The following is a 20,887-nucleotide window of genomic DNA, read 5'->3' on the forward strand; positions in this document are numbered from 1 at the left end:
CGATGATCTAAACTAATATTTTGTTGTCTTTATCCAGGAAACTTGATTACTGGATTACCCCATTTGAAACCTCTAACCTGTACTTCTTGTTGAAGTGGAAATGATAAAGCCTCTAATAAAATCTCATCTTGCTCCGACTCTGGGATACTTTTAAGGGAAAATTCAACGAGGTCTTTAATTGAACTAAATAACCATAAATCATGAAGTCTAGTATTCTTTCCTAAAGATACCGCTAAGCAGAAAATTTTTTTAGCTTGCTCTGGAGTGGCTCTCACTGATATACGTGCTAATACTTCAATGAAAACCCTTAACCGAGCGATCGCATAATGAGCAACTTTTTCAGATTGAGCTTCCCGCTTACCACACCAATATTCAATTGAGGTTATAGTTTGATTTATTAAAAAATCGATATCTTCCTTTGGAAAACATGCAACTCGAACTCTCGAAAATACCTTTTTAAGAGCATTGGAAGTATCACTATTAGAAGCTCGAATAGCCAATGTAAAAGTATGCTTATTGCCAATGGCAATTTTTTCCGCTTTATCTACAAGAAAGCTGGAAAACTCCCACCTAAACGGCATTCCAACCGTATTAGATATTCCATCAAAGATAAGTAATGGGTGTAATTCATTACTCAAAGTAACTGTATTGGCATTATTTTTGTAGCGGCCAGGCTCAAATAATGGTTCAATATCTTGTTCTTGCTGTTTAGCTAATTTTTTTGTGATTTTATCTTCTAAACTCTCAATATAATCCCAAGGATCACATTTTGTTTCTTTATAATCAAAAGAAAAAATTTTAATTTTTTCTTCAAGCTCACCAAGATTAATTCCTCGAACTAGCCAGTGTGCCCATGCCAAACGAGAAAATAAATAAAGTGAATTAGGATTATTACGATATTGCTTGAGTAATTCGCTATATGCCTCACCGATTAATTGCTTACCTTTATCAAAATCACCTAATTCTGCAAATAAAGAGGCTTTTCTTAACTTCCAAACAGGATCACTCACAACAATATTTTCAATACACTCTTCCAACGAAGCGTAATCAAATCTATCTCGAGCCAATATAGCTGAGTGATAGGCAAGCTCATTGCTAACTTCTGACCAATATTTTTTCCCTTTATCCAATATAGCTGTTACTTTCTTGATAATGGGATCACATTCCAATTCATTTATCCACCGTGTATTTTTCAAAATAATAATAGCTATTTCTAACTGTTGCCTCTTAGATAATACACAGGGATTGTCAATATCACATACATTCAACAACTCTTTAATTAACCATATTGGCAGGATGTTATAAGTTGTTTTATGCTGCCAAGCCATTTCATAAAGTAACTTCACCTTCAAATCAACATTCATCGCTAACAAATTATCAGCATTAGGCCAAGGATCTGATAACTGCATATGCAATTGAAATCTCAAGTGATTGGGACATATCAACCAATCAGGATAAGACTGTCTATCCTTTTCCAAAGATATTACTTGCCCTTCTAAAATGTTAGCTGCATAACGATGATCCTGATAACGTCTATTCATCTCATCTTCAGTCATTGTTGAAGGGTGTAATTGAGTAGGTGCCCATTCCCATGCTGGCTTAGGTTTCAGATCATATAAAGCCTGAATGAATATTCTTGTAGATTTAAGATGACGTGTATCAGAATCATCGTAATCCTCAACTAAACTATATAAATCAATAGGCGCAATATTGATAGACTCTAAATATTTACGTTTGGCAGAGCTCAAATTTAATGCCCCAACAAGATAAATACGTCTAGAGTGATTTGCTAAGTGATCTCTTACCCAACCAGTCCATTGTAAAAAATTTGGATCATCTCCAGAAAAACCCAATAGACATAATTCATTTTCAATAAATACTTGCCTTGCAACATTAACAAAAGCAGCATATTGTTCTGGATATTTTCGATAATCTTCTTGAGTAAAAATTAAATTTTTAGTTACATCAATCGTTCCATGCAACTTTACTATACGAGGCGAGCGAGCATTGGAAAGGTCTTCTTGTTTAGAGACCACGCTATATACTGGCTGATAAACATCCTCAGATGCCCGCTCAAGCAAAGTGTCCCAATTTGTTGTTAATACTTCCGACCATGGTAATTCCAATAATGATTTATGTAATTCTCCAGGCTCCCATGCGGCATCATTTATTTCCTTTTTAATTAAATCATAAAGTGCTTGTTTACCGAAATAGGCGCTATATTCTTCTGCCAAACGTAAAGGGTCGGAATTATTTGAATTTAATTCTTTATTTAAAGCCTCCGAAAAATGAAGCCAAAGCGGTAATTTTTTATTGCCATCTCCGGTTATAGCCACACTTCTACTAAACCCCGTCCCAATCAGAATAGCTGCACCATGATAATTATTATCTTGTTGCCAAAGTGCTGATGCAAATTTTTTTAATGATGGATAATCTGTAAGTTCAAGAATATTTTTTATCATTATTGAATCTCCATAAATCCCTATAAAATTCACCAATAATCTTGATTAATATTTTATTTACAACTCAATATCATCATATTTTCACACTATCTATTTTCAACTCTATCAGTCTTGTATATTATTTCACATAAAACTATTTGTTATTTATATAAAATATTTATCATCCACAGCCGCCCGAAGGCGGCTGATTTGCTTACTAAATTATCAATCTTAGTTTCAACCCACACACATTAAAGTGCGGTATTACTGCTTTTCAGACGGCTCTCTTTTCAAATCGCAAAAAATCCGCCAATTTCTTCGCCTCATCCACTTCATCATGCGGAATCAATACATAACGCCACTGTTTGCCGCCATGCTGCACCGCATAATCAGACGCATGGATACACCACGCTGCTGCCGCCATCGCTTTTGCCTCCACCTCCGCACTTTGTAAATCTACACGTGCTTTGGTTTCGACCATCCACAGCGAATCTTCGGTTTCCACCACAAAATCAGGCAGATATTCGTGTTGCTCTGCCCCCAGTTTGTAATAAATCTGGAATTGCCCCTTTGCCGGTTTAAACCATTTATCCGCATCTCGTTCCAAAATCACCGCAAAACGGCGTTCGGTGTCGGAATCAAATTTTTGTAAGGGATACAGACATTTGGCAAAACCGCCGAACAGCATTTGCTTGATGCGGGTTTTGTCAACCAGCGTATCTCGCACCGAATGCACGCCCTCTCCCTCCGCCACTGTGTAATGACAGGCTTTGAGTGCGGTAAATCCTCTGTTCACTTTCACCTCATAATCCGCCGCTTCTTCCCAAAAATGCATCGCCATTTGGGCATGAATCAATCTTGCCAATTCACCGCCATAGGTATCCATGATTTCATGCAATTCATCTTGTGAATAATTTTGCGTTTGATAATGGGCGACAGCTTGCCCAGCCAAGTCATACAAAAAATCGGCTTGCGTCAGATAATCCACATCATCAAAATCCATCAACTTTTTGACAATATAATTCTCCAAATGTGGCTCACGAACACCGCTTTCACGGCTCAAGGTGAACTGCTGATTGTCTTTGCTCAAATGCTGCCAGACAATCTCACGCTGCCCCGGCTGAAAGTTTGGCAACGCCCCTAGCGTAAACGGATGAAAGCCCATATTTACCTCACCGCTTGGCACCACCGTAATGCATGGAATATCAATGGTTTTATCCACCAGCACTTGTGTGGTTTTGGCGACAATATCCGCCACATTCAGCACAGCGTCCGTATCGACTGCCAGCTCACCCTGTATAGACGATAGCCGCTTTTGCACTTCGGCAACAATCTCTTCTTGCCGTGCGGTATCCAATAAATCTTGAGAGGTTGGCGTATCAGTGGGACGGGATTCATAGCTCTTTAATACATGAACCGTTTCACGCATAATCTGTTTTTCACGTTCAGTTTGAAAGACGGGCGTTTGGGCTACTGTCTGCTTCACCCCTTCATTTTGAGGCGTTTCAGACGGCGTTGACACCAGCCCCAACATTTCCTCTGCAAGGCTTGCCACCTGCACGCTGACTTTTTTATCATCCGCACTAGGGGCATCCAAAATCACCTGCTGAAGCCGCAATACCGAATCACCTTTATTTGCCTCATCCACAATCTCCTGAAAGCGGTCGTGAGCAATGATATTGAGCCTGTCCACCGCCTCCACGCCCACACGCTTGCCATAAGGCAACCGCAAACCACGCCCGATAGACTGCTCAATCAACGTGCGGGCATTGGCAGCGCGCAGCGGCACAATGGTATAAAGATTGGTCACATCCCAACCTTCTTTGAGCATATTCACATGAATCACAATCTCGGTCGGCTCGTCCACACTTTCCACCGCCAGCAAACGGGCAATCATCTCTTCTTCATCTTTACCCGATTTGCTCGAATCCACCTGAATCACCTTGCCGGCATAGCGTCCGCCATAAAACGCCGCCGACTCAAGCAGTGCCAATAGCTGTGCCGCATGGGTGGTGTCACGGGCAATCACGAGCATAAACGGCTTCACCACCGCCGCATTGTTTTCACGGGCATAAGTCAACAGCTCGGCTTTGGTCGCCTCATGCAGGCGAATACCGTCTTCAAGCTTGATTTTTTCGATTTCTGCAGGCGTGTGGTTTTTGGCATTAAAATCACGCTGGGTTACCACCGCCGGTATTTTGACAAACCCATCGTCCATCGCCCGTGCCAACGGATAATCCATCACCACATTTTTGAAGGGAATAGGAGCTTTGGTGGATTCCACAAACGGCGTGGCGGTCAGCTCCAAGCCAAACAGCGGATTTAGCTCATTAATCGCGCGCATACCAGCTTGGGCACGGTAGCGGTGCGATTCGTCCATCAGCAGCACCAAATCGGGTAACTCTGCCAAATAATTAAAATAACTGTCGCCCAACACCTCACGCATTCGCTTGATACGCGGCTCTTTGCCACCACGCACTTCCGAATTAATTTTGGCAATATTAAAAATGTTGATACGCACTTCGGTAATCCAGTCGCCACTGGCAATATCCTGCCGCTCATAATCTTCACCCGTAATCACACGCGGCGGATTAATCGCAAATTCGCCAATCCCTTTAAACACATATTTGGGCATATTCGGTGTGAAATCGCTAATCAGTTTGTTATAAATCGTCAGGTTTGGGGCTAACACAAAAAAGTTATTCAGCCCATGTGCTAAATGCAAATAGGCAATAAACGCCCCCATCAAGCGGGTTTTGCCCACGCCCGTTGCCAAGGCAAAACACAAGGAAGGAAACGCCCGTTCAAAATCCTGCAAGGTGGCAAATTCGGCTTTTAACACCGCCAAAATATCCGCCACATCACGCTTGTGGGTTAGCATATCGGGGGCGGCATCCAAAGCCTGCTTTAAGCGTGCCAAACTCTCGGCTTGTGGTGCACGCAACGACAAACGGCCGTTAATGTGGTTTTGAGTTCTAATGCTCATGGTTTAATCTCTTGTTTTATTGTGTCATGACAATTGTGCAACAGCCTGTTGCACCAATACAGCATTCATAAAAACAGATGCTCACTCATCTTCCCCATCAAACAATCCGTCTTGATTACTGACCGCACTTTGACGCTTGGCGGTTTTCGTTTTCGGCTTGCTTGCAGGTTCTGACTTTGGCTCTAATTCAGGCTCCGCCATTGGCAAGTTGGCAATGTTTAAGCTGTAATCATCGTGTCCCCATTCACAGCGTGCCAATACCATTTTGGGGATTTTTTTCACGCTTAAATTGGCAAAACGCTCGGCCACCTGCGCCCCCGTCATCCCACGATACGCCGCACAACAAATCAGCAGGCTACGCCCCTCGCCCACCTCATCGGATAAGGCTTGCAACTGCTCGGCAGTCAGCGTCTGCGTGGTCACATACAAAAAATCCTGCTCGCTGGAAAAGCCGTGTTGCCACCACACGCTTTCAGACGGCTGATAAGTAAAGCCCTCCAGCCGTGCAATCGCTTCTGCCAACATGGCAGGGTTATAATCAGGATTGATAATCGCATTGCCCCATTTATCATTGACAATCAGGCTCGGCGCCAAACGGTAATAACGAAAACCGCCACCACCTTGCCAATTCACCGCCTTGGAAATACCGCCTTGATCCGTACCGTCAATCACCTTTTGCAAACGGGGGATAATATGCGTGTGGCAATGCTCGCCCAGCTCCACCATAATCCAACGCCGTCCCATTTTGTGGGCAACCGCACCTGTGGTGCCAGAGCCTGCAAAAGAATCTAGAACGAGGTCGTTAGGGTTGGTGGCAAGCTCTAGGCATCTTTTAATTAATTTTTCTGGTTTTTTCCCCTTACGGAAAGTAACCCCCCCTTCATTCGCAATCCCTTCCCATGCAATATCTTTCCATACGTTTGTTAACAATGCAGTTGCGGATAATTTTCCATCAATATCTGCAACATTTTTCTTATAAAAAATTAATTGCTGTCCATCTAAAACATATACATCTTCTAAACCAACGGCTCGCTCTAACTTAAAAACCTTACCCGCTTTATTTAATGACTCTCTTTTAAGCTGAACTATTTTTTCCCCAGCTCCAGAATCACTAATCGAGGCAAGGCGGCATACTTGACTTGCATTATTTAAAATAAAGTTATGAAAATGCTCTAATAAAGAATCTGGTCTGCAGGAACGTGAGGGCGGTGAATTTTCATAAGCATCCATTAATGATACTAGTCTCCAATTGGAAAAATCTTCATCTGGATTTACCAGCCATTTGTTATATGCATAATCAGGAACACGAGAAACCCTACCAGAATTTTCAATAAATTCATTTTTATTTTTGGCATACCATAAAATATATTCTGATGATTTAAAAACCCCAGGGTTTACGGTGCTAAATGCAGATGGAGATCTTGCTTCAATAGTTATTCTATTTACAAAATTACTTCTACCAAATATCTCATCAAGTATTACCTTGCAATAATCCAATTCATCGTCATTTAAATGAACAAATATGGAACCTTGTTCATTTAATAGCAACTTAAGTATTTTAAACCGTTCATACATCAAACCTAACCAAATCGAATGCTCCAACCCATCATCATAATTTTCAAACGCTTCTCCTGTATTAAATGGCGGATCAATATAGACACACTTCACCTTGCCGGCATACTCCTGCTCCAAGGCTTTGAGTGCCAGCAGGTTATCGCCAAAAATCAGTATATTATCAAAAATCGCCCCCTCCGACCGCACTTTGGCATGATAGGACTTGTCCGCATCTTCCAAAAGAATACGAGCTTCGAGCTTGGGGCGTTTTTCTTTGCCTATCCAAGTGAGTTCTAGTTTTTGTTTTTTCATGAAAAATATTTCCCTGAGCGGTTATTAAATGCAGGTTTTGTTCCTTCCAATACCGTAATAACCCTCTCGTTAATCTGTTGATTTTCAATTGATCCTGATTGGTAAGTAATTTTGAAATTATCAGCTCTATCAAAATGTGCATGAATAATTTGTTCTGCATCACAAACAACGGCTAAGTTGGGATTATGCGTTACCATAATAATTTGTCGTTTTTTCTTAGCCTCCGATAAAACAGGAACTAATAACCTATAAACAGTTTCATTATCTAAATTTTCTTCTGGTTGATCCAAGATAATCGGCATTTTACCTTTATCAACAAGCAGATAAAAAATTAGTAATAATGCACCTCTCTGTCCTGGCGACAATTGTTCAATTTGTGCTCCTTGAAATAATAATGAGTATTTGGGGTTAAGAAAATCTAATCCAAAAATCAAATCATACACATCCTCTGCTGTTTGATTTTTTCTAAGCATATTAAAGATACCCACAGAATCTAAATTATTACCTCTAGATGCATCTTCAATTTTATCAACTAACTGTTTTACAAAATTACATACTCCTTCTTTCGTATCTAAAGCATAGTTATCGAATAATTGCTTAACAACACCAATCCCCTCGCCTTGATCACGAAATTCACCCACATTTTGTTTGATAAAAGAAGATAATCGATTAGAAATAGCTTCTGGTGAAGTTGCAAGCGTGGCTAAAAACTTTAGTTGATAATCCTCTCGAATCAAATCATTATTTTCAATAAGTTCTTGAACGGGTGAAAACAATGCCTCTCGTGCTTTTCTCTGCTCATTTAAAATATCAAATATCTCACCTGTAAGTACTAAGCGTTGTTCTTTAAGCTCAGACAACTCTTCGGGCAGCCCTTTAATTTGCTCTATTCTTGCCTCTAAACCTAATTTAGTTTCAGGTTCGGTTGAAGCTCCAATTAATTTATCCAATCTTTTTTGCCACTCAAAAATATCACGCTGGTATTTCTCATATTGCTGTTGGGGAAAATTCAATTTTCCAGTTAATTCATTTTTAGTAGATTCTTTAACTATTAAGTACTGATCAATTTCTTCTTGCTTAAGCAAAAAAGCTTGTTGCTGTTGCTCAAATTCTATTTGTTTCTCATCAAGAATGGACTCACTTATATCAACCTTTACTAAATCGATCCAATCAATATTCAATGACTGGAGATCATCAGCTAAATTTTGTTTTGCTTGCAAAAATGCATGTTCAAGCAGCCTTAATTGCTCTCGAATATTTTCAACTGCTCTTTTATTTTTGGCACGTTGAATATTTTTAATATGCTCTTCATTCTTTTGATTTTTTAAATTATCAATATCTAAATTGATTTGGCTTAGTTGTTCAGAATATTCTTGCTCTTCTTTCGTCAATTGCTCAGAAGGAGCGGCTACATCTACAGGTCTTAATTTTTGATACTCTTCTATTTCCTTTATTTTAAGCAAAAGAAGTTCTTCTAATTTTTTAAGCTCAATAGGTTGAAGCTGCTCTTCAATTCGAACAATTTTCTCATTAGTAACAGATAAATTTTTTCTAAATTCCGCTATCCTATTTCTAAGAGATTGTTCTTGTTTATCAACCAACTGCTCAAAATCAAGAGTGTCTAGCCGAATTTCTTCATTTGTATGAGAAAAAATAACAGATCTTAATTCTTTTTCGAATGCATCTGACTCGTTTGATGTGTGTCTATTGCACAATTCTTCAAAATAACCCTGTGGAATATAACGAACTTGTTCCGCTCTTTCCTCAGGAGACTGCTCATTTAGCTTTCTTGATTCCGTGCTGTCATCACACCACGTTAGCGTACCTGTGAAATGATTGGCTGGCTCTCCTGATTTCCCACAAAACCTCCCTTTTTTAAGGAAGCTAAAGTGGTTTAATTGTTTAGAATTGCCCAACATTGCAATAATATCAGCCAAAGCACTTTTTCCACTGCCCTTATTCCCAATAATTGCAATTAAATCAGGATTTAACGGAATATCGCAACCACCAAGCCACTGACCTATTTCAGATTTATTACCTGTTCGGGAGACTTCCAAAGAATCAATATAAAAAGTCTTATTGGTCTCAATTTCATATAACTTGGGAGGTTTTTCTCCAATATAAGATCGTTTGGCAGGCTCTAGAATTGCCTGTTGCAAACCTCTAAATGATGGCTCTGCTTTAACCCAAGTCTTTTTATTGGAAGGAAAATCACCATAACCACGTTTATCATTATTACCAGTATCGCCCACAAAACAATGAGCATCACTACCAGAAACAGCCAAGCGAGGTGTATTTTTTAAACCATCTTGAAAATTATCAAAATATTTAGCATTTCCAGATGTCTTCTCTCCAACAAATGCTGCTCTCAAATCAGCATTATCCCTAGATTCAAAAATAGGTGAACTCTGAAAAAGCCCCATTGCATACGCGTAATGCTCCTGCCATTTAATTTCAGCTAAGCCATCGTTGGTATCCCAAGGCATAAACCCTACAGCATAGCCATTAGGTACTTTTGCAATTGCATCTTTATAGGAATCAGGATTGATTTCAGCAATTATCGAACCTGCTAATAATGCAGATTCTTCACAAGCGACTTTCTGTTTGTCAAAACCATGCTTCTTTAACTTATCCTCACCCACATGCTCACGAGCGAGTTCCTTTAATGCCGATGCAGATAATGGTCTATTGACCAATTCAACTTTAAGAGCGGATTGAAAATCTAAAAGCACCTGATCTTCAATTTTATTTGAAAAAATAACGTGAGCATTCAAACGCCCTTTCATTGGGGCTGCTAAACGCAATTCTATTCCAGGGAAAACAACTTTATTTAACGCAGGTGCATCCGAATCTTTCAACCTAGCTTGCAATTTAAACCAACCATCAAATGTCCAATAATCCATAATTGCAAAAACTGCTGGCTCCGCTTGATTCAAAGCATTAATCATCTCATCAATCAGTTGATTATCATGGGTATTATTACCATTAAATTTATCACCATTCCAATGAAATGAAGCTGGTGTATGGATATGTAAATCCCACTGTCTCCATATTGAACCACGCTGTTGCTCTCTCTTATTCATCACACTACCTCCCATTCAATCACAAACAATTCTTTTTCCTCTACTTGCTGCTGCAAGTTTGCCTCCAACTCGTCAATCAATTCATTACGCTGTCTGTCGATGTCGTCCTGTTTGTCATACAGTTCACGCCGCTGTTTGCTACGTTTGTTTTCAAGTTCACGTTGCTTCTTTTGCCAATTCAATTTCTCTTCCAATGTGGCAGCTGTGGCGGTGGTGCGGCGTACTTCTTTGATTTCACGGTCGGTATCTTTGATGGCTTGCTCCAGCCCAAGCTTGAGGTCGTCCGCCCAGTCGTCCAGCTTTTGTAGCTCTTGAACAAAATAGCCAAGGTTACGCTGGCTCGCTTCGCTCAACAAGGCTTCACGGCGGCTTGCTATGTCTTGGGTTAAGCCTGTCTGAATACTGATGGCAGACAGCTGCTCCGCTATAGTAGCAGGCAGACGAAGCAGTTTTTCGGGGTCGTCCGCGGTCAACACCTCGCCACTGTTGCTGATGGCGGCAATCAGCAGATGCTGCTCCTCATTGCCCAGTGCCTGAATGCTGATTAATTTGGCAATCAATTGTCCACGTTGCCCACGATAGGGTTTTAGTGTGCTGATTTGGCTGCCATAAGCTTCATAATCAAAGGTGAGCCGTGCCGGTGGGCAGACGTGGTTTTTGGCTTGGTTTAAGATGGCTTGCGCCAAGGGGTGATTGATACGATAAAGCAGTGCTTCGCCGCTTTGACGTGGCAATTCATACCGACCTGTTGCTACGCTACCAAGGCTGCCTGAAAGATTATCGGGAAGTTTGTTTAACACAAACCCTTGCGGATTAAATTCGGCATCATCACCCAATGCACTTTGGGTCAACTCAAGCAGCATACGTTCGTATTTGCTGCGAGTGGCTTGGCTGTCTTCAGCACGAATGCGTAATTTTTCTTGCACTTCTTCATCAAAGTTTTCGAACAGGGTTTGACGGGTTTTCATCATCGCTTGGTTGATTTCACCCGAAAGCTCTTGTTGCAGGTCGTTAAAGCCTGCTTTGATTTCTTCGGGCAAACGGCAATGGCGATAAATGTCGGCAATGCGTCGCTCCACATCCACGCCCGAACCAATCGCTCCCAGCACTTCATCACTGGCACCAAATACGCCGTCAAACAACTGAAATTTTTGTTTCAGCAGTTCATACACACGGGCATCGGCTTCGTTGTTGCGATCGACAAAGTTCACCACAACCACATCGTGCTTTTGCCCATAGCGGTGACAACGCCCGATACGCTGTTCGATACGCTGCGGATTCCACGGTAGATCATAGTTGATAATCAGCGAGCAAAATTGCAGGTTGATGCCTTCTGCTCCAGCTTCGGTGGCAATCATGATGGTGGCTTGTTCTTTGAAATATTCAACCAAAGCGGTACGGATATCGGCAGTTTTTGAACCGGTGATTTTGTCGCTGCCTTCGTGGCGTTTTAGCCAATCTTTGTAGATTTTTTGGGCTTTAGCATCGCTGTTGGTACCGTTAAACAGCACAATATTTTCGCCGTTTTCTCCGGCATAAGCGGTTTGGGATAAGCATTGCAACAGATAATCTTGGGTGCGTTTGGATTCGGTAAAGATAATGGCTTTTTGTGCCGCCCCCAAACGTTTGAGTTCAGCGAATGCTTTTTCCAATCCGCTCAATAGTGCTTTGCCTTTTGCATCGTCTTGAATGGCGAGTGCCAGATTTTTAAAGTGTTCCAGCTCTTTAATTTCTGCTTTGATGGCTTCATATTCTGTGGCGGTCAATTGCGGCTTTTCATCCGCTTCTTCAGTCCATTCTTCTGCCTTTTCATCCAGGCTTTCATAGTCTTCATCCAGCGTTTCCACCAAATCGGGAATTTGTGCTTCTGCCAACACATTTTGCAGCCGCTTGCTCATGGTATCCAGCGCTCCGGCAATCGCCCGACTGCTTGATGCCAATAGCTTCCACAACACAAGCGAGATTAATTGCCTTTGCCCCTCCGGCAATGCTTTTAAATCAGGGCGACGCAGATAATCTGCCACTAAGTCAGAAAATTCCCGCTCCTGTGTGGATGGGGTAAATTCTTGCACGATGGCACGGCGTTCGGTGTAGGCAACATAAGGCTGAACCTGCCGACGCAAGGTGCGTTTGCACACCGGATTCAATCGTTGCCGCAGATTGCTTAGGGTTTGCTCGGTTGCCCTTGCACCAAACTGACCACGAAAACTGTCCAAATCGCCAAAAACACGCTCATCAATCATGCTCACCAAACCGTAAAGCTCAAGCAATGAATTTTGTAGTGGCGTGGCGGTCAGCAACACTTTAGAATGAACGTGTGCCAGTGCTTCTTGCAAGGCTTTGGCGATAACATTGCCTTTTTTATACACATTACGCAGGCGATGCGCTTCATCCAGCACCGCCAAATCCCAATCAATGGCTTTGATATCTGCCGCTTTTGACTTGGCAAACTGATAGGAACAAATGACAGGCACTTCTTGCCGAAAAGGGTTTTGTCCTTGTTTTTTGATGGCGTTGTAGCTTTTGGCTTCTAGAATAATGCCTTGTAAGCCGAATTTTTCCTGCAACTCTTGGTGCCATTGTTTGCGTAAGTTAGCAGGCGTGATAATCAGAATACGGCGTTTACGCTCCGCAAAGCGTTGCAAAATCACGAGACCCGCTTCAATGGTTTTACCCAAGCCGACTTCATCCGCCAATATCACGCCGCGCGATAAGGGATTTTGACAAGCAAATAAAGCCGCATCTACCTGATGCGGATTTAAATCAACTTGTGCATCCACCAAAGTACTGGCTAATGATGCCATGCTGCCGTCTTCCGCTTGACGGGCAAGCATCCATGCGTAATATTGACTTTGATGAAGGGTAAGCGCTTGCTTTAACATCTGTTTATCCGTTATTGAGCCGATTTGAAATGATTATAGTGCTTCACTATTTTAAATACAACTTTTAAGAATGATATAATAAAATTTCTTTAAAACACCGATTGTTCTGCCCTGATAAAGTCAGGATTCTCCCAACCAAGTCCCGCCACCTCATCATACAAATCCAACCCAATCAAACTGTAAAACTGCTTGCCGAATTTCTTCTCGTTAATCGGCTCTATCCGTCCGGCTTTATACAACTCAACCAAAGCACTTGTAGGAATTTGTACGGTGTAGGATTGCAGTTTTCGCAAGATACCGCCGATTTGTTCTGCTTCGCGCAGGTGGCTAATCAGGGTTTTGGCTTCCTTGTTAAACGGGATAATCAGCGGCTGCATGTGGGTTTCTATCATGCAAAATTTTTGGGCGATGGTTTGAAATGGGTAATCCATACTAGCTCCCGCATCACTGTGCATTTTTAAGATTTGTTTGCTATCTAATTCGCTACCTTTTTGCGCATACACTTCTTTAAAATAAGCCGTGATTGCTTCAATGGAGAGCAAGTCGTCGGCATATTGACGCACAATGGCACGCATGGCGCCGGTGAGTTCGCCCAGTTCCGGCGGGGCTTTCCATTGGCTTTCGGGTTGGAATACCCATACAAAGCTTCTTTCAGGCGGCCTTTTGCCTTCACGGTTGCAGCGTCCGGCGGCTTGGGCAATGCTGTCTAAGCCTGCTTCAGCACGCATTACCAGCGGAAAATCGACATCGACGCCAGCCTCAATCAAAGAGGTGGCAATCACACGGCAAGGCTTGCCGTCTTTGAGGCGGCTGCGGATTTCGTCCAGTATTTGACTGCGGTGTTTGGCACACATTAAGGTGGTGAGGTGGTACACGCCGTCTGACTGTTTGGTGTTGTCATACAGGCTGCGGGCGTGGCGACGGTTGTTAACGATGATGAGGATTTGTGGGTGTCCGGCAAGTTTTGCCTGTAAATCGACATCGGTTTGACTGCCGATGTGAACAACGGTGGTGCGACGCAGTTGCTCAAACAGTGCGTTCGGATTGGGGGCAAGTTCACGCACATTATCAAAACCACGATAAAAGCCTTGTTCTGCCTGCACCGCAGGTTGGGTGGCGGTGCACATCACCACGGTGCAATGGTAGTTTTGTGCCAGCTCCTTAATTGCCTGCATAATCGGCAACAGCAGTTTCAAGGGCAGCATTTGCGCTTCATCGAGGATAATCACGCTGCCTGAAATATTGTGCAGTTTGCGACAACGCGAAGAGCGGTCGGCAAACAGTGATTCAAAAAATTGCACGGCGGTGGTAATCACAATGGACTTGTCCCAGTTTTCCGACGCTAGCCGCAATTTGTCTTTGCTGTGCGTGTCGTACAGTTTGGTGTCGTCAAAGTTGCTGTGGTGCTCCAGCACCGCACTTTCGCCCAATTCGCCAAAGGCTTTGCGGAACTCGGCGGCGTTTTGTTCGATGATACTGGTGAACGGAATCACATAAATCACCCGCCGCATGGCGTAGCGTTTGGCATGTTCCAAGGCAAATGCCATGGAGGTGAAGGTTTTGCCGCCACCGGTCGGCACAGTAAGGGTAAATAAGCCTTTGGGCTGCTCGGCTTGTGAGGTGGCGTGGTCGAGAATTTCGCTACGCAAACGGTTGAGCTCGGCATGACGCTTTTGTGCTTCGGTTTGCTCGGGTGCGGCGGCGATACGCCGTCTGAAAGTGTGGATAAATTCGTTAAACTGCTGCTGTAAGGCATTTAAATCGGGCGATTCGCCGCGTAAAACGGGCTTATTTTCTAAATTGGCGTAAAAGGCTTCGGTGTCGAGAAAATCAGCGTCCACCAAACAGGAATACAGCATTCGGGTGAAAAAGGCGTAGGAAAAAAGAGGATGATATTTATCCCTTTGCAACGCTGGTGCTGGTATCTGATCAGGCAGATTGATTTCTTGTTGCCAAATGTCATCAAGCTGCGGAATGTCTTTGCCAAATTGCAAAGCCAACCGCTGCTTTAAGGTGCGGCGGTTATCGCCCTCGCCATCGCCGTTTGCCAAGCCTGCGTGATGCCCGGCAATGCAAAAAGCCATCAGTTTGCCAACTATCGGCCATTTTTCAAAAGCGATTTTTGCTCCGGCAGTGGCGTGATCTACAGATTGACCGCCATGTAATCGATCGTTAAATTCAGACGTATATTTCCCGAGATCGTGTAATTTTCCATTATAATAAGCAAGCTGCGAGCTATTGAAAAAACGCGCAAATTCTGCTGCTAATGTAGCTACATTTTCCCCATGGCTGATTAATGTTTGCCAATTTGAATAATCGCCTAAATGACCCGAATGGGCATAGTATATTTTTGTTGGTTTCATACCACCTCTCTTTTCCGTTGCAAAAAAGGAGGTAATCACCTCCCTTTATTTAGTACTTTTATCTTATTCATCACCCCGCAAACAACAGCAACAACACTGCCAGCACTTGCGGTGAGATAATCCGCATAAACATCACCAGTGGGTAAACCGTTGCATAAGAGAGTGCGGCAGCGCCACTGTCTTCTTTGATGCCGTTGGCAAACGCCAGCGCAGGCGGATCGGTCATTGAACCGGCGAGTAAACCGCTGAGGGTGAGATAGTTCATTTTGCCGTATAGGCGGGCGACGATGCCGGTGACCATCAACGGAACGAAGGTGATGATCGCGCCGTATAGCATCCATTCCAAGCCATCCCCGCTGAATAAGGTGTTGACAAAGTTGGCTCCTGCTTTAATTCCGACAACGGATAAGAAAAGCACGATTCCGATTTCACGCAGTGCAAGGTTGGCGCTTGGCGGCATAAACCAGTAAAGTTTGCCGATGCTGCCGATCCGCGCCAAAATCAGGGCGACGACTAACGGACCACCTGCCAAACCTAATTTTAAGGCGACCGGAAAGCCCGGCAGTGAAATCGGAATTGAACCGACTAACACACCGAGCAAAATCCCGATAAACACCGGCAGCATTTGTACTTGCTGCAATTTTTGCTGTGCGTTGCCGATCACCGCCGTAACCGCTTCAATCGCATCTAAGCGCCCGACTAGATTCAACACGTCACCGAATTGCAAACTGGTGTTGCTGGTCGGCACCAGTTCGATCCCGGCACGGTTCAAGCGGGAAATCACCACTTCGTATTTCTGCTTGATTTTCAGATCGCGGATTTTTTTGCCGAGCGCCTGTTCGTTGGTCACCACCACCCGCACTGAACGCAGATCCGTGCCACGGGTTGAAAGTGACTCTTTCACGATTTCGCCCACCACCAGTTGCACACGATGCAGATCCGGCATATCGCCGACCAAGTGCATAATGTCGTTCTGCTGCACTTCGGTGTCGGCGTGCGGCACGATCAGCTCCTCGCCGCGTTTCAAACGCGAACACAGCACATTTTTCGCCTCGAAACCCGGAATCGAACGAATTTTCAGCCCGCTGATATTCGGATTGGTAATCTTCACATTCAGTGTACTCAAGCTCTCTTTATCGTGCCCAGATTCTTTTTCAAATTTTTGATGCTCTTCCTCAATCTTGATTTTGAAGAATAACCGCACCAGCCAAATCGCCAGCAGAATGCCACAAATTCCGAACGGATAGGCAATCGCATACGCCATACCCATGGTTTCGGTGATATTGGTCATGCCCAATTCCGCCAAGATCTGCTGCCCCGCCCCCAACGACGGCGTATTGGTGACCGCTCCGGAGAAAATCCCCAAGATAATCGGCAATTCCACGCCGAAAGCCAAATGCAGCACCACCACTAACAGCGCGCCAAGCAGCACGATCATCATCGCAAACAGGTTGAGTTTTAACCCCGATTGCCGCAAGGAGGCAAAAAAGCCCGGTCCGACCTGAATCCCGATCGTGTACACAAACAGAATCAAGCCGAATTCCTGAATAAAGTGCAACGTATGCGGATCAAGATTCAATCCGTATTGATTAATAAAATGCCCGACAAAAATTCCGCCGAACAACACCCCGCCAATTCCAATTCCGATACCTCTTATCTTCAAATGCCCCAACCACAATCCGATCACGGCAACCAAAGCAAGCAGGCTAATCGTGATAGCAATATCACTCATAACATCTCCTATTTTCTTTAAAATTTTAAAATAATAAACTGCGTCTATTATACCCATGTTAAATCAGCAAAAATTTGCTATAGTGCAAACTTTTAAAACAAAGCTGATAGTTTTTATGTAAAAATTTGAGCGTATTGTTAAACTTTCTCGCTATTTGAGAATCAAATGCTTAACGTTTGTTACTGTTGTTTGTAAAAGTAGGATTATCATGAATTGGCAACAAGAACTGTTCGACTCCGCCGTCTGGCTGGCACAAGCCTTTATCGGCAGCATGCTGTTTTTAGTGGTGCTGGCGTGTTTATTGATCAAATTTAGCCGTTGGGGCAAGCAATTTTGGCAGCTCGCCGCCGACTATATTGATCCGAAAAATAACCTGAAAGCGATACTGTTATTTTTAGTGATCGTGCTGTTTTCCTTAATGGGCGTGCGCTTGAATGTGGTGTTGTCGAACTGGTATAACGTGATGTACGGCTCGCTGCAAGATTTGAATGCACCGCTCTTTTGGCAGATGATGGCGGTCTTTGGCGTGTTGGCAACGGTCAACGTGGTATTGGTGCTTTGCAGCTATTATCTGTCGCAACGTTTTACCATTAATTGGCGCACCACGCTCAACCAAAAGTTTGTTGATCGCTGGATGGCAAACCGCACTTACTATAAAGCACAATATAATTACAGCCAATTGGACAACCCCGATCAACGTATCCAACAAGATATTCAATCTTTCGTCTCCAGCTCGCTGAGTTTCTCCACCGGCTTGATCAGCGCGGTAACTTCAATCATCGCATTCACCATTTTATTATGGAAACTCTCCGGCCCAACCGCACTTTTCGGCATGGAAATCCCACATGGCATGGTGTTTGTCGCATTTGGGTATGTTTTGATCACCTCGCTGTTCGCATTCAAATTAGGGCGTCCGTTAATCGCCCTCAACTTCTTAAATGAAAAACTGAACGCTAATTATCGTTATTCATTAATTCGAGTGAAAGAGTATGCCGAAAGTATCGCTTTCTACGGCGGCGAAAAAACCGAGCAAAACATCTTGTTAAGCCAGTTTGACAAAGTGATCGGCAATGTGTGGCAAATTGTTTACCGCACATTGAAATTCAGCGGATTTAACTTGGTGGTCAGCCAAACTTCGGTGGTGTTTCCGTTCCTGATTCAGGCTAGCCGCTTTTTCAGCAAACAAATTTCACTCGGCGATCTGATGCAGACCGTCAATGTGTTCGGGCAACTGCACACCAGTCTGTCGTTTTTCCGCAGCTCGTATGATGAATTTGCCTCATATAAAGCCACCCTCGACCGTTTAACCGGATTCAACGCCGCAATGCGCAGCGCCGAGCAGCTGCCGATGCCGCAGATTTGTGAGCACACCAGCCATTTACACGTCAAAGCGCTAACGGTTAAAACACCTTCGCATCACCCTTTGATTCACAATTTGAATCTGGAAATTGCACCGACCAGCTGCCTGTTGATCCAAGGCCCGTCCGGTGTCGGGAAAACCACGCTACTGCGCACTTTAGCCGGATTATGGGCATACGCCGAAGGCGAAATCGCCGCCCCGAGCAATGCACTGTTTTTGTCGCAAAAACCGTATTTGCCGCAAGGTCGATTGCTAGATGCGTTGTATTACCCGAATACCCCGCCGCAAAAAAGCGACTATCAAGACGAGCAAGCGGTGTTGCAAAAAGTCGCGCTGGCACATTTGGCGGATAAATTGAGTGAGCGCAATGAATGGACGCAGATTCTGTCATTAGGCGAACAGCAGCGTGTTGCGTTTGCGCGTTTGTTGTTGAATAAGCCGCAAATCGTATTTTTAGACGAAGCCACCGCCAGTATGGACGAGGGTTTGGAAGATGCGATGTATCGTTTGTTGCAACAAGAATTGCCGCAAAGCACCATTATCAGTGTAGGACATCGTTCAACCTTAAAACGCTTCCACAGTGATTTCTTGCATGTCCAACCCGACGGCGGTTGGCTGCTCACCCGGCAATAATTAATCTCAAGTGCGGTTTCGTTTAGACCGCACTTGGTTATTCGCTGTTGTTTGAGCGTAGCAAGTCTGCCCGCAAAGCGGGCGAATTAAAAATTTTCCGTTAAGCAAATTCACACTCAGCGAAGATCGGCGACGCAATTGGGGGTGTGTTTTTTGCTTACTTTTTTGCACGAGCAAAAAAGTAAGTCGTGTTCAAACCCAATACGCTTTTTCACAGCCTGCCTAAAATATCCCCGATAATCACTTTCTATTTACTTTTTTATGCTTATAATATTCGGTTTATTGTTGCTAACTACAATCGAGAAAATTATGACTGATTTAAACACCACCCTTGCCGAACTCAAACGCGGCGTTGAAGAAGTGCTTTCCGAAGCTGACTTAATCGAAAAACTCAAAGAAAATCGCCCACTGAAAGTCAAATTGGGCGCCGATCCGACAGCGCCGGACATTCACTTAGGGCACACCGTGGTGTTAAATAAATTGCGCCAATTCCAACAATTAGGGCATGAAGTCTATTTCTTAATCGGCGATTTCACCGGCATGGTCGGCGATCCGTCCGGCAAAAACACCACCCGTCCTCCGTTGACGCGTGAAGACGTGTTGGCAAATGCCGAAACCTATAAACAGCAGATTTTCAAAATTCTGGATCCGCAAAAAACCAAAACCGTGTTTAACTCCGAGTGGTTGGGGCAACTGGGCACCGAGGGGATGATTCGCCTTGCGTCAAACTACACCGTAGCGCGAATGCTGGAGCGCGACGATTTCAAAAAACGCTTTAGCAATAACCAACCGATTGCAATCCACGAATTTATCTACCCATTATTGCAAGGACATGATTCAGTCGCGCTGCAAGCCGACGTCGAACTGGGCGGCACCGACCAAAAATTCAACCTGCTGGTTGGACGCGAATTGCAAAAATCCGCCGGGCAAAAACCACAAGTCGCAATCACCATGCCGCTGCTTGAAGGGCTGGACGGCGAGAAAAAAATGTCGAAATCTCTTGGCAACTACATCGGCATCAGCGAAGCGCCGGATGATATGTTCGGCAAAGTGATGTCAATTTCCGATGAATTGATGTGGCGCTGGTATGATCTGCTCTCTTTCCGCCCACTGAGCGAGATTGCCGAATTGAAAACCGAGGTTGAAAACGGACGCAACCCGCGTGATGTCAAAGTGCTGTTGGCAAAAGAGATCATCGCGCGCTTCCACAGCGACGCCGACGCCGACGCTGCCGAGCAAACCTTTATCAACCGTTTCCAAAAAGGCGCAATGCCGGACGAAATGCCGGAATTTGAATTTGAAGGCGAAATCGGCTTGGCGAACTTGTTGAAAGAAGCCGGGCTGGTGGCTTCCACTTCCGAAGCAAACCGCATGGTTCAACAAGGCGGCGTAAAAATTAACGGCGAAAAAGTGGACGACGCCAAGCTGGTGATCACCGCCTCAAGTGCGGTTTACCAAGTCGGTAAACGCAAATTTGCTAAAGTGACAGTAAAATAATCACCCAACTTTTGAATAAAAAAACGGCGCTCTGCATCACTGCT

At 43.9% G+C, this 20,887-nt stretch carries 9 protein-coding genes; 2 read left to right on the forward strand and 7 right to left on the reverse strand.

Going from position 1 to position 20,887, the window contains the following annotated elements; all coding sequences use genetic code 11:
• Nucleotides 1-29 precede the first annotated feature (29 nt).
• The 7 genes from ACUHGC_RS11080 to ACUHGC_RS11110 all read right to left on the reverse strand — a co-directional run bounded on the left by ACUHGC_RS11080 (nt 30) and on the right by ACUHGC_RS11110 (nt 17,353).
• The gene (locus ACUHGC_RS11080) at nt 30-2,462 is read right to left on the reverse strand and encodes an SIR2 family NAD-dependent protein deacylase (RefSeq protein ID WP_446833351.1); all 2,433 of its coding nucleotides are present in this window, start codon (nt 2,460-2,462) and stop codon (nt 30-32) included.
• 253 nt (nt 2,463-2,715) lie between these two features.
• Nucleotides 2,716-5,427, reverse strand: a complete 2,712-nt coding sequence (locus tag ACUHGC_RS11085) for a DEAD/DEAH box helicase family protein (protein WP_446833352.1) — start codon at nt 5,425-5,427, stop codon at nt 2,716-2,718.
• A gap of 81 nt (nt 5,428-5,508) precedes the next feature.
• Nucleotides 5,509-7,293, reverse strand: coding sequence for a site-specific DNA-methyltransferase (locus ACUHGC_RS11090; protein WP_446833353.1), 1,785 nt, complete (start codon nt 7,291-7,293; stop codon nt 5,509-5,511).
• Nucleotides 7,290-10,376, reverse strand: a complete 3,087-nt coding sequence (locus ACUHGC_RS11095) for a TrlF family AAA-like ATPase (protein WP_446833354.1) — start codon at nt 10,374-10,376, stop codon at nt 7,290-7,292. The genes ACUHGC_RS11090 and ACUHGC_RS11095 overlap by 4 nt, the downstream gene beginning before the upstream one ends.
• Complete coding sequence (locus ACUHGC_RS11100) at nt 10,376-13,258, reverse strand: SNF2-related protein (protein WP_446833355.1); 2,883 nt, start codon at nt 13,256-13,258, stop codon at nt 10,376-10,378. The genes ACUHGC_RS11095 and ACUHGC_RS11100 overlap by 1 nt, the downstream gene beginning before the upstream one ends.
• Before the next feature lie 89 nt (nt 13,259-13,347).
• The gene (gene cas3 / locus ACUHGC_RS11105) at nt 13,348-15,621 is read right to left on the reverse strand and encodes a CRISPR-associated helicase Cas3' (RefSeq protein ID WP_446833356.1); all 2,274 of its coding nucleotides are present in this window, start codon (nt 15,619-15,621) and stop codon (nt 13,348-13,350) included.
• Between the two features lie 70 nt (nt 15,622-15,691).
• Entirely contained in the window at nt 15,692-17,353 is a 1,662-nt protein-coding gene (locus tag ACUHGC_RS11110; protein ID WP_446833357.1) for a putative transporter, read from the reverse strand.
• Nucleotides 17,354-17,561: 208 nt separating this feature from the next.
• On the opposite strand from ACUHGC_RS11110, the gene ACUHGC_RS11115 reads away from it, so the two are divergent.
• A complete protein-coding gene (locus ACUHGC_RS11115; protein WP_446833358.1) occupies nt 17,562-19,346 on the forward strand; it encodes an ABC transporter ATP-binding protein/permease in 1,785 nt (594 codons plus the stop codon).
• 309 nt (nt 19,347-19,655) lie between these two features.
• Nucleotides 19,656-20,843 carry a tyrosine--tRNA ligase gene (gene tyrS / locus ACUHGC_RS11120; RefSeq protein WP_446833359.1) on the forward strand — a complete coding sequence of 396 codons (1,188 nt, stop codon included), beginning with the start codon at nt 19,656-19,658 and terminating at the stop codon, nt 20,841-20,843.
• Nucleotides 20,844-20,887 lie beyond the last annotated feature (44 nt).

It is taken from the genome of Testudinibacter sp. P27/CKL/0425 (assembly GCF_052931395.1).

Coding starts and splice junctions, on each gene's coding strand:
- ACUHGC_RS11080 (WP_446833351.1), bottom strand. CDS start 2,462: ATGATAAAAAATATTCTTGAACTTACAGATTATCCATCATTAAAAAAA.
- ACUHGC_RS11085 (WP_446833352.1), bottom strand. CDS start 5,427: ATGAGCATTAGAACTCAAAACCACATTAACGGCCGTTTGTCGTTGCGT.
- ACUHGC_RS11090 (WP_446833353.1), bottom strand. CDS start 7,293: ATGAAAAAACAAAAACTAGAACTCACTTGGATAGGCAAAGAAAAACGC.
- ACUHGC_RS11095 (WP_446833354.1), bottom strand. CDS start 10,376: ATGAATAAGAGAGAGCAACAGCGTGGTTCAATATGGAGACAGTGGGAT.
- ACUHGC_RS11100 (WP_446833355.1), bottom strand. CDS start 13,258: ATGTTAAAGCAAGCGCTTACCCTTCATCAAAGTCAATATTACGCATGG.
- cas3 (WP_446833356.1), bottom strand. CDS start 15,621: ATGAAACCAACAAAAATATACTATGCCCATTCGGGTCATTTAGGCGAT.
- ACUHGC_RS11110 (WP_446833357.1), bottom strand. CDS start 17,353: ATGAGTGATATTGCTATCACGATTAGCCTGCTTGCTTTGGTTGCCGTG.
- ACUHGC_RS11115 (WP_446833358.1), top strand. CDS start 17,562: ATGAATTGGCAACAAGAACTGTTCGACTCCGCCGTCTGGCTGGCACAA.
- tyrS (WP_446833359.1), top strand. CDS start 19,656: ATGACTGATTTAAACACCACCCTTGCCGAACTCAAACGCGGCGTTGAA.